Origin of the sequence: Vibrio splendidus 12E03 (assembly GCF_000272105.2) — a bacterium.
GTDB lineage: Bacteria > Pseudomonadota > Gammaproteobacteria > Enterobacterales > Vibrionaceae > Vibrio > Vibrio splendidus_I.
Genome location: NZ_AJZD02000111.1, coordinates 1 through 11181 on the forward strand (window position 1 = coordinate 1; position 11181 = coordinate 11181).

11 protein-coding genes, 1 tRNA gene and 1 pseudogene are annotated in these 11181 nt (G+C 43.9%); 7 read left to right on the forward strand and 6 right to left on the reverse strand.

The genetic code is table 11. From position 1 onward, the window contains the following. Positions 1-139 precede the first annotated feature (139 nt). Both A142_RS09045 and A142_RS09050 read right to left on the reverse strand, forming a co-directional pair. A complete protein-coding gene (locus A142_RS09045; RefSeq protein ID WP_019825297.1) occupies positions 140-490 on the reverse strand; it encodes a hypothetical protein in 351 nt (116 codons plus the stop codon). Between the two features lie 165 nt (positions 491-655). Beyond that, positions 656-1540 (reverse strand): AraC family transcriptional regulator, encoded by an 885-nt coding sequence (locus tag A142_RS09050; protein WP_019825298.1) that lies wholly within the window; start codon positions 1538-1540, stop codon positions 656-658. Between the two features lie 193 nt (positions 1541-1733). Here A142_RS09050 and A142_RS09055 point away from each other — a divergent pair, with 193 nt between their 5' ends. From A142_RS09055 to A142_RS09080, 6 genes are all read left to right on the forward strand, one after another. Then, positions 1734-2882, forward strand: a complete 1149-nt coding sequence (locus A142_RS09055) for an iron-containing alcohol dehydrogenase (RefSeq protein WP_019825300.1) — start codon at positions 1734-1736, stop codon at positions 2880-2882. Between the two features lie 235 nt (positions 2883-3117). Further along, on the forward strand, positions 3118-3864 hold the full coding sequence (locus tag A142_RS09060; protein ID WP_017108097.1) for an amino acid ABC transporter ATP-binding protein: 747 nt from the start codon (positions 3118-3120) through the stop codon (positions 3862-3864). Further along, the gene (locus A142_RS09065) at positions 3864-4661 is read left to right on the forward strand and encodes an amino acid ABC transporter permease (RefSeq protein WP_029405650.1); all 798 of its coding nucleotides are present in this window, start codon (positions 3864-3866) and stop codon (positions 4659-4661) included. The genes A142_RS09060 and A142_RS09065 overlap by 1 nt, the downstream gene beginning before the upstream one ends. Before the next feature lie 12 nt (positions 4662-4673). Then, on the forward strand, positions 4674-5483 hold the full coding sequence (locus A142_RS09070) for a transporter substrate-binding domain-containing protein (RefSeq protein WP_012600468.1): 810 nt from the start codon (positions 4674-4676) through the stop codon (positions 5481-5483). A 132-nt stretch (positions 5484-5615) separates the two neighbouring features. Beyond that, positions 5616-6542: an amino acid ABC transporter permease gene (locus A142_RS09075; RefSeq protein ID WP_019825309.1), complete on the forward strand. Its 927-nt coding sequence runs from the start codon at positions 5616-5618 to the stop codon at positions 6540-6542. A gap of 191 nt (positions 6543-6733) precedes the next feature. Next, positions 6734-7678 carry an ADP-ribosylglycohydrolase family protein gene (locus A142_RS09080; RefSeq protein ID WP_019825310.1) on the forward strand — a complete coding sequence of 315 codons (945 nt, stop codon included), beginning with the start codon at positions 6734-6736 and terminating at the stop codon, positions 7676-7678. A gap of 54 nt (positions 7679-7732) precedes the next feature. Here A142_RS09080 and A142_RS09085 read toward each other — a convergent pair whose 3' ends face one another. The 4 genes and pseudogenes from A142_RS09085 to A142_RS09100 form a co-directional block, all read right to left on the reverse strand. After that, positions 7733-8164 carry a GNAT family N-acetyltransferase gene (locus A142_RS09085; protein WP_019825312.1) on the reverse strand — a complete coding sequence of 144 codons (432 nt, stop codon included), beginning with the start codon at positions 8162-8164 and terminating at the stop codon, positions 7733-7735. 106 nt (positions 8165-8270) lie between these two features. Further along, positions 8271-8764 (reverse strand): annotated as a pseudogene (locus tag A142_RS09090) (GNAT family N-acetyltransferase). Positions 8765-8836: 72 nt separating this feature from the next. Next, positions 8837-9175, reverse strand: a complete 339-nt coding sequence (locus A142_RS09095) for a zinc ribbon domain-containing protein YjdM (RefSeq protein WP_004731484.1) — start codon at positions 9173-9175, stop codon at positions 8837-8839. A 175-nt stretch (positions 9176-9350) separates the two neighbouring features. After that, a complete protein-coding gene (locus A142_RS09100) occupies positions 9351-10514 on the reverse strand; it encodes a threonine/serine exporter family protein (protein ID WP_017058966.1) in 1164 nt (387 codons plus the stop codon). Between the two features lie 525 nt (positions 10515-11039). On the opposite strand from A142_RS09100, the gene A142_RS09105 reads away from it, so the two are divergent. Further along, positions 11040-11114 (forward strand) — tRNA-Gly (locus A142_RS09105). Positions 11115-11181: the final 67 nt, after the last annotated feature.

Sequence of the window (11181 nt, forward strand, 5' to 3'; positions counted from 1 at the left end):
CATTTACTCATATAATTAAACAAGTGTGGAAGGCTGAAGTGATTGCAGAAGAAAGACGCTTGTAATACCAAGGAATGGTATCTTTAAGGATGAGGATAGCTTCAAAAATGAACGAGCGACACCATTGCGAACCTCTAACTCATAAAAATTGCAGGACAAAGCAAGCAATAAAAGCGGGTAAACCAGCGATGAACAACACTAACCCTGTGTGGTAGTTCATTCGGTAATGTTCTTGTTGGTCTTTATCAAAATCATGGCCTTCGACCATTTTGTAGACTTTATCTGCTTTAGGGTCATCAAGACGTGTGGTCTTACTATGAACACCACCTTCCCACATTAACTTGGCTAGAACCCAAATGACGATAACCACGAAAAACAAGAAATCGACGATTCTTGTAGTGGCAAAGAAAGGAAAAAACTGAGATAAGGCCAGAACAACCAATGCTGCCGTTAAATTAATCAATGCTACTTTCTTCAATAAATCGAGCAAGAGAACTCCTAGAAAATGTCTGTAAATTAAGCTTTCCTCACGAGAGAAAAGCAAAGACTAAACAGATATTTATAAAATAAACACTTCTCGATCAACCAAAAGATATACGTGATATCGCGCAACATGAAATACCGCACGTTTCGGAACATAAATATTGAGTAAAGGCTAAACAGCTCTTGGAGTAGTATTGAAGTGGCGCTTAAATTCTCGGCTGAATTGGGATGGACTGGAGTAGCCGACTCGGCGAGCAGCATCGCTGATTCGTAAGCCTTCTAGTTGAATCAATTCTTTAGCTTTGTTAAGCCTTACCTTCTTCAAATATTGAAGCGGTGATTCAAAGGTGACATTACGAAACGCATTGTGGAAGGCAGACACACTCATGTTGGCTTCGTCGGCAAGCGATTGAACAGTAATAGTTTGGTCATACTCTTCATGCACTTTAGATAGTGCTTTAGCGACACGTGCGTAATGGCCGTCATGATGGGCCAAATCAAACAGCACTCGCCCTTCTGAACCGGTTAGGGCGCGGTAGACAATTTCGCTGACCATGGCATCACCCAATATGTTGGCTTCGATGTCGCAATGCAGCATTTTCACCAATCGAGTAAAACTTTCTAGCATTTGCTCTTCCATCGGCGTGGACTCTAAGCCGCTAGAATTCTGTTTGTGCTTATTGCAGTAGCTCTCAAGAAAGCCTTGGTCTTCTAACTTTTTTACCAAGCTGTGCAAACGTTGAGAGTCAATGTTGATAGATAAACCAAGCAATGGTTCACCATTAACAGGCAAGGCCTCACACTCCAACGGCATTGGCACACCTACTACAAGGTAATCTCCTGCTGCGTAAGTGACTGGGCGTTCGCCAATATAGATGTTCTTTTTACCTTGCCCGAGCATTATGATGCCAGATTGGTAAGTAAAAGGCTGACGCTGATTGCCACCGCTGCTTTTATATAACCACACGCCGTCAATTTCTGTTTCTCTGATCCCTTCGAGATCATCCCAACCTTTGTGTTCTACATAAGACTGTAACAACTGCGCGAGTGTTTTCATAAGTGGCGACTTTCCATTCCAAGTGCTAAGAGTAAGTAAGCTAAAGCAGAGAAAGAATATCAATTTTGTAGAAATAGGCAATTTATTTGGAGGATCAGCTCTTCATCACCCTAGATTACTGTACTAATATGCAAATATAGAAATTGAGCAATCAAATAAAATAAAAAATCTAGCTTTACACAAGGAACCTACAATGCAATTTACTTATGTTAACCCTACCGTCATCCACTTCGGCCAAGGCCAAATCAACGCTATCAGCCAAGCGGTTGATACTTCAAAGAAAGTACTTGTCATCTACGGTGGCGGCTCAATCAAAAGCAATGGTGTTTACGACCAAGTAGTCGCATCTCTTAAAGATCACGCTTGGATTGAATTTTCTGGTGTTGAAGCAAACCCAACCAAAGAAACGCTAGATAAAGCCGTCGCTCTTGTTAAAGAAGAAAACGTAGAATTCATTATCGCTGTTGGCGGTGGTTCGGTAATCGATGGTTCTAAGTATGTTGCTGCAGCGGCTAAATACGACGGCGACGGTTGGGATATCCTAGCGGGCAAACACCAAGTTACTGAAGCAACTCCTATTGGTGCAGTACTGACACTTCCTGCGACAGGTTCTGAATCTAACATGGGTGCGGTAATCACTCGTAAAGAGACTCAAGAGAAACTGGCGTTCATGAACCCTGCAGTACAACCTAAGTTCGCGGTTATGGATCCAGACGTAATGAAGTCTCTGCCAGAGCGCCAATTGATCAACGGTCTAGTTGACGCATGGGTTCACGTGTGTGAGCAATACATCACAATGCCAACGGACGCGATGGTTCAAGACGGTTACGCAGAAACTCTGCTGAAAAACCTACTTGTACTGGGTAAGCAATACGACGAGCGTGACAACAACGCATGGCGTGCCAACCTAATGTGGACAGCAAACCAAGCGCTTAACGGCCTAATTGGTACGGGTGTTCCTCAAGATTGGGCAACACACATGATTGGCCACGAGTTCACAGCACTATGGCACGTAGACCACGCACGCTCACTTGCGATTGTTCAACCTTCACTACTTCGTAACCAAATCGAAGCGAAGCGCGGCAAGCTTGTGCAAATGGGTCGTAACGTATTTGGCCTAGAAGCGGGCGCAGATTTAGCCGAGCGCACTATCGATGCAATCGAAGCGTTCTACCACAGCCTAGACGTTGCAACGATGTTCGACGGCTACGAAACAAACAAAGAAACAGCGATCGACAATGTTGTCGCTCAACTTGAATCACATGGCTACCTGCAACTTGGCGAAAACCAAGCAATCACGCCAGAGAAGACTCGTGAAATTCTAGAGTCTGCGATTCAATAGCGGTCAAAATTAGAGCAAGGAAAACAAGGTTCTAAGGAAAATCGTCATAATCTAAAAATTTATGCCGTGAAACTGAACCAAATTCTTTGCCCTTGCGTATATCCTCAAGCAGCGTCCAAATCAGGCGCTGCTTTTTTATTTGCCCTACAAGATGCTATTAAATTCTCATAAGTCCTTAATTTTATGTGCAATCATATATCTATATTGTTAAGGTAAACCTGTCTCTTTACTAGGTATGAACAACGATTTGAACAATCTCAAGGAAATGGTTAAGTTTAAGTCACTTAACAAGTGGTATGGTGATTTTCATGCCCTAAAGGATATCGATTTAAATATTGAACAGGGAGAAATAGTGGTGATTTGCGGGCCATCAGGTTCGGGGAAATCAACTTTAATCCGCTGTATCAATCAGCTAGAACCCTTCGAAAGTGGCGAGCTTTCTGTGCTAGAGCAAGTGCTTCCGAGCAAGTTCAGCACTCCAGGTCAAGTCGGAATGGTGTTTCAGCACTTTCATTTATTTCCCCATCTTACTGTGCTTGAGAACCTAACTCTGTCGCCGATTCGTACGCTTAAAAAAAGCAAACAAGAAGCCGAGAAGATTGCAATGCACTATCTCGAACGCGTACACATTGCAGAACAAGCCAACAAATACCCTGTACAACTTTCTGGTGGCCAACAACAACGAGTGGCTATCGCACGTTCACTGTGCATGAAGCCTGAATTACTGCTTTTTGATGAACCAACTTCAGCGCTTGATCCGGAGATGATCAACGAAGTGCTCGATGTGATGGTTGAATTGGCGAGCGAAGGTATCACCATGGTGTGTGTGACCCACGAAATGGGCTTTGCGAAACAAGTGGCCGACCGCGTTATCTTCATGGATGAAGGGCAAATTGTGGAATCTAATACGCCTCAAGCGCTTTTTGAAAACCCGCAACATGAACGTACTCAAGCGTTCCTAAATCAGATCCTGACTTATTGATGTTGATTCGAATTATTAAACCCGCCCTATCCGCTTTGGTACAAATTTTTGTGCTCGTGGCTGCGGTTGTCTGGGTCCTCGATTCTGGCGCTCAAACCATGGGATACACCTGGCAATGGGAGCGCGTGCCGGACTATATTGCTTTCTATGAAGATGGTGAATGGTGGCCAGCAGAGTTGGTTGAAGGGCTACTGGTTACCATCAATATCTCTTTGATTTCGTTGGTCGCTACGTTGATCATCGGTTTGACGACAGCGCTATTGAGAAACTCAAACTCTGTGGTTGGACGCACCTTAGCCACCAGCTATGTTGAGTTGATTCGTAACACGCCGTTATTGGTACAGATTTATTTACTCTATTTTGTATTTGGCCCCGTATTAGGGCTGGATCGCTTTAGCACTGCCGTTTTAGCCTTGGCACTTTTCCAAGGTGCTTACACCGCCGAGATATTCCGTGCCGGTTTAAATGGTATTGCGAGAGGACAATTTGAAGCAGCTCAATCTTTGGGCTTATCAAAGACCTATACTTATTGGGATGTGATTCTTCCTCAGGTGGTGCAACGCACCTTGCCACCTTTGACTAATGAAGTGCTCTCTCTTATCAAAAACTCTTCGATTGTGAGTGTCATGGCTATCTTTGACCTAACAACCGAAGCCAGAAACATCGTTTCTGAAACCGCGATGCCATTCGAGATTTGGTTCTCTGTGGCGATCATTTATCTTGCTCTTACACTTTCACTTTCTGCCGTTGCTGCTTGGCTTGAGCATAAGCTCGGGGCTAACTGGCGAACACAATAAGGATTTATCAGCATGAAGCTATTTAAAACCGCGATTACAGCCCTACTTGCGCTTGCAGTAAGTTTGCCTGCACTTGCTTCTGAAACGCCTAACCTCGATAAAATCAACGAACGTGGCTCACTGCGCGTTGGGATGTCGACATTTGTTCCTTGGGCGATGCGTAACAAACAAGGCGATCTCGTTGGCTTTGAAATCGACGTGGCGAAACGCCTTGCCGAAGATTCTGGTTGGAAAGTCGAATTTGTACCTACGGCATGGGACGGTATTATCCCTTCTCTATTATCGAAAAAATTCGATGTGATCATCGGCGGTATGTCTATCACTGAAGCTCGTGCTAAAAGCGTATTATTCACTGAACCTTACTCGCACTCTGGCGTTCAACTGGCGGCTAATAAAGAGCTAGCGGAAGGTTTTACCCAGATCTCTGATTTTGATTCTCGCCGCGTAAAAATTGCAGCACGTCGTGGAGCATTCACGGTTCAAGTCGCTCGTGAAACCTTCCCTAAAGCGAAAGTTCTACAGTTCGATGACGATGCTCAAGCATTCCAAGAAGTGTTGAACGGCAACGCACACGCGGTTATCGCGTCTAGCCCGAAACCAGAACACGAAACGATCAAAAACGCAGACACGCTATTTATTCCATTTGAAGAGCGTCTATCAAAAGGTAACGAAGCATTTGCAGTTCGCCTAGGTGAAACTGACAAGGCAGAATTCTTCAACGAATGGATCAAAGCACGTACTGAAGATGGTTGGTTAAAAGAGCGTTACGAGTACTGGTTCTCTACTCTAGATTGGCAAGACCAGATTGCTCAAGGTCAGTAATCAGAACTTTTGCTAGTGAATCGAGGCCGTGCATTGTCTGCACTGCCTTTTCATCGGCAACTTGACGCTTTATTGATGATCTAAAACTCAACAAAACAGCCTACTAATTATTATTGTTTAAACAGGAATGACGTGAGTAGTACTAGCGCATTAACAACACCTAAGCCCAACTTTCATATGAAGCCTTGGTATCAACGCCTTACTCTTTTGGATGGCGTGTTACTCGCCGTCATTTGTGTGTTTGCAGGCTGGCTTTATTATCGTTCGGCTGTTGGTATTAATTACCAGTGGCGCTGGGAAGATGCGTTTACACTAATTTTTATTCCACCTTCTCAAGGCAGTATTCCCTATTTTTTCCAAGGCTTGATCGCAACGCTGCGCTTAAGTTTATGGAGTATGGTGTTAGCACTCTCTTTTGGCACATTGTTAGGTGTGGCAAGACACTCAAAGATCGCTTTTTTCAAAACACCGGCACTGATTTTCATTCAATTGGTTCGTAATATTCCGCCGCTGGTGTTTGTCTTTATCTTTTACTTCTTTGTTTCTAACCAACTGATCCCATTGCTTGGTTTAGAAAGCATTTTACGTGAGCACAACGGCGAGATTAATGCTGTTCAAGATTTCCTATTCGGCCCAGCTAACCTTTGGGAAAACTTAGCGTCTGGTGTTATCTGTATTGGCTTGCTCTCTTCTGCTTATATTGCTGAAGTGATTAGAGCTGGCTTAGAAGGTATTCCTAAAGGCCAATGGGAAGCGGCCGATTCACTCGGTCTGTCTGCATTGTCTAAGTATCGATTTGTGGTCGGTCCACAGGTATTAACTGCCATCACCCCGCCATTGGCTGGCCAAGCAATCTCCTTGGTTAAAGATACGTCGATTGTGTCTTTGATTTCTATCCAAGAGATGACGTTTGTTGGTACTGAGATGGCAAACTCTTCAGGTTTGATCTTTGAGATTTGGCTGATTGTAGGCTTCGTATATTTTACTTTGTGCTTTGCGCTTTCACGTCTTTTCAAAGTGATTGAGCAGCGCTCTAGTGCCTATCTCAACCATCAATAACACTACCAATCAAAAATACGAATTCACCAGACTATTCATCGCCCTTATCAATTTCACCTGATTGGTTTAAGCTGTTGACCAATCGGATTTATCCCTTCATATTTCTTCTTAGAAACACAGCAAAATACTCGCCTAATCACTATACTTAACGTACCGAACTACGTTGATTCATCTCAAGGACATTGCTCAACATGGACAATCATAAAGAAAGAGCTTTTTACGCCGTTGTTGGCGCATTGGTTGGAGACGCAGCTTCAATGGGGCTGCACTGGCTGTATGACCAAGAGAGGATCTTACACGTGGCTGGTTTTGAGCCTGAATTTCGCTCACCGAATCGGTTCGATTATCAAGACAAAGGCTACTTTGCGCACCAAGGTAAAACCGCAGGTGAGCAATCGCAATATGGTGCTCAGTTACTGGCGATGGTCGACAGCTTAGTCGAAAACCAAAAATACGATGAAGCGAACTATATTCAACATTTCCGCTTCTGGTTTGATTTTGGCGGCAGTTGGCAAGGCTACATTGATAAAGCGACGCGCATGAGCTTGCTGAACATCCATCAATTAGAACTAGAGGACGCCCCGATTACTGCCTGTGGCGCAGACGATACGCAACTTCCCGCAGTCTCAAAGATCATCCCATTGGTGGCGTGTACTTACACCTCTCACACTTTGCCAGCCATGGTAGAGAGTGCGGTGCGAGTCACTAACAATAACGACAAAGCAGTGGAGTGGGCGCAAGCCATCACCCTATTGGTTCAAGCGGCAATTCAAGGCAATTCACCATTACAATCAGTAGAAATGGTGCGACAAACCTGTAGCAAGTTTGTACACGACCAAATCGACATGGCTTTGGCTGATCCCGAACTTTCAATAACAGATGCCGCGAAGAAGTTCGGATTGCATTGTGAACTGAGTGCCGCATTTCCCTTGCTGATTCGCATCATTGCGGGGGCCCAGAGCTTTAAACAAGGTATTCGAGACAATATCTTATGTGGCGGTGACAGCTGCGGGCGTGCAATTGTGATTGGCGCGGTATTAGCGGCGTGTTTCTACGAAGAAGATGGCGAAATTCCAACCGAATGGCTAAAACAAGTCGAACTCAATGCCGGTGTATTGTCTTTGCCTATTGAGTGACGATGACAACACAACGGCACATTGTGCCGTTGAGGTTATAACTAACGCTTGGGGTTACTGACGCCACATATAGACAAACTGGTCGTTTTGCGAGGTGATTTCGAAGCCAAACCTTAAATACAACTCCCCAACTCGATTACCTTGTAAATAACACAACGCCACAGGCTTATTGAGTTTGGCTGCTTGAGTTAAGTAATCCGTTAAAACTTGGCTACCAATACCTTTACCATGATATTCAGGCAGTAGGAAGAATCGACAAAAATAAAAGTGGTCGTCTTTGTCTTGTAACAACACACTGCCAATCGCTTTGCCTTGATATTCAATGATTTCAGGCCGTTCTTCTGCCCACTCTTCGGCGTGTATATCTCGTTGAATCTGATCATCCCAGCCAAAAACAGCTTTGATTGGCTCAAATTCAGCCGCCTTTTTTAGCTCGAACAGAAATTCATAATCTGATGACTGAGCGGGTCTTGTCGAATACTTCAAAACATCTCCAACAATAATCAATGAATAAGAAACAACAGCGGGTTCATTTCCAAAAAGCTAGCTCACGACAAGCAAGTGAAAATTGGAAGGTGCCATGCTTCAGTGTTCATTTAGGGTTTAGTTGATAGCGTAGAACTTCGTATTTATCTTGCTCTGAGTAAAAGGTATTTAAGAACTGTCCACCGCACTTCTCAATCACTTTTTGCGAAGCAATATTGCCCCTCTCACAGGTAATGATAGCGCTTTCGGTCAATACGTGTCGTGAACCCAAGACAACATATGACTTGCGATACCACGCCCTCTGGCTTGCGGCAGCGTCTCATATCCGATATGTCCTATGACATCGTGAATGTAAGGACTGGTACCATGACGAACTCTTACCACTCCAAGAATACAGCCAGACTCGAAACAAAAATAAGTAGAAGCAGGCGTCCACCCTTCAGGCAAACCCTCACCTTTTGAATAAGCGATTCGCCTTTTTAAATAGGCATCACTGCCATCGGAAATGCCCGTGTAAATATCTAACCCATCTTCAGCACAGGCGCTCACATAGTGATGAAAGGCTGTTGAATGCGAAAGAGCAGCTTTAACAATGTCCATATGATGTTGATTCTCCGACGGCTCCTACGCTATTTAGTTCAGGAGCAACTCGCTATTTTGACCCATTATCGACTATTGCTTCTTAACGTACTTCGCTGTAACCAGCATTTCACCGCCACCATCCAACTTGCAATCTAGCTGGTGGTCTTTACCTTCGTTGATACGTCGAATCACGGCTTTAGTGCCGATTTTCAATACGCTAGAACTTCCTTTAATTTTTAGATCTTTAATGAAAGTTACTTTATCTCCACTTTCCAATACAACGCCATTCACGTCCTTAACACGCGCGGCTTCTCTTTCTAAACGCTCTTCTTCTGGGTTCCATTCGTAGGCACACTCAGGGCAGATTAGATTGTTTTGGTCTGGGTAGACATATTCAGATTGGCATTGCGGACAAGGAGGTAAAGACATACATTAATACTTCATTTAAATAGAATTTGTTCCATTTTAATGGCTCTTGTTAGGCTTAGCGAGCATAAATCTAACAAGTTTTACGAAGAGTTAATTGTCTTAAAAAAGATCCGTACCTAAAACGAACAAACACAGCCGCTAAGCTGTGTTTGTTTAAAAATTTGAGAAGCGGAATTTAACGTTCGACTTTTGGTGAGTAAATCGAGTAAGCGGTGATTTGCCCTGCCACGATTGCAGAGAACATAAACAGCGCCGATAAACCGATACTCGGGATCGGCAAGATAGATTGTTCAAACACCGATTGGCTCGCACTCACTAATACTCGGCTACCCGGAACCAAAATGATGATCCCCTGCACGATGTAGATTGAGCCCGTGAGTTCCATCTTCTTGGCAATCCAAGTTCCGTACAAAGTAATAAGAACCGTGGTTACCCAAGTACCCACAACCCAACCACTATCAAAACCGAGGTAGAACGGCCCCCACATGCCAAGAACCGCAACTGGCAAGCCAAGTAAAATGTCTTTAGGGCGCGCATTGAACATCACACCGATAGATACTGAGATCAACACCAAGCCGGATATGTGCATCCACATCGGTACCGCATTGGTATAGTCGATGGAGACCGCTTGTCCCCATATCGCTTCACCGATGTTGAGACCCATGATAATCCCAACAAACAGCTTGATCAGCGTTAAGGCACTCTGCCCTAATAAACTGGTACCAGAGACGAGATCATTAAACGCCAAACATTCTAATGCGTTAGCTATGGATAATCCGGGGACGAACAAAACGATTGACGCAATACACAACGCCCACACCGGAATCGGCAAGCCTGTACTCGCCAAAAACGCCACGAAGATACCCGTTAACAATGCCGAAATGAACTCAACCGCGATAGCGCGACGTGAATGAAGAACTTGCTGACAGACCCAAACCATCAAACCCAATAACGCAGAAAAGCCCACCGCTTCCAACGTACTGCCCACCAGCATCAAATACGCAGGCGGAATCCCCATATTGGCTAGTGCAGTCACAAATTTAGAGTAACCGACAGGCTCTGGTACAGGCTCACTGCTCGGTTGGTTAATACGAATGATCGTATTGGCCAACAAACTCAGGTTAATTGAAGCAGGCTTTAGACGCTTTAGAATCACAGCGTTGTTATCGTCTGGAAACTGATAATTAATCGCGGTTGGCGTTGCTTGGATCATCACATCCACACCATGCTTTTTAGCATAATATTGTGTATATTTTTCAAGCTTATACGGAGCGCAACCACTGCGGTGAAGAGTATCACCAATTTCAACAATTTTGTTAATTCGGAACTGAGAAGGCATGGGTATTTTAGGGGAGACAAAATGTGCGGCAAATGTACCAAACGACAGACGGAATGACGAGGCTTTTGCGTGAATTATCAACTGAACTCGTTACTTTTTTCTGCAAAGGCTTAGAAGTCTCTATAACTCTACTCATTTGGGATTAGTTTACTGAATGTTTTGACCGGCTAATAAGTTAAATTTATGCATTCAGATTGTTATTAACGAACGCCGAAACACGAATAAAAATCAGTTTATGTTAACACTCCAAATACCTTAATTTTTATTAGATTTATGACAACTGAGTACCACTAAAGCAGGTTTATAACTTAAGGTGGATTTATCGAAAATAACGGCATGACATTTACTATTATTTCTCGCCCTCCTTTTAACGAGATTTTAGTCACATTTTATTCACTCTCATAACGCCAGATATGATTGAAAAACTAGCGGAGTGGTGGTTATGCGAGCACTTAGAATAAAAATGAAAGAAAAAGGTTTCGTTTTCAGTTAGATGTGGCATTATCAAACTCGTTAAGACGATGTGCGTACATCGTATAATGGCTATTACCTCAGCCTTCCAAGCTGATGATGCGGGTTCGATTCCCGCTGTACGCTCCAGTCTTCTTGATGGCTCAGTCTTACTCTTAAGACAGTGTGCGTGCATCGTATAATGGCTATTACCTCA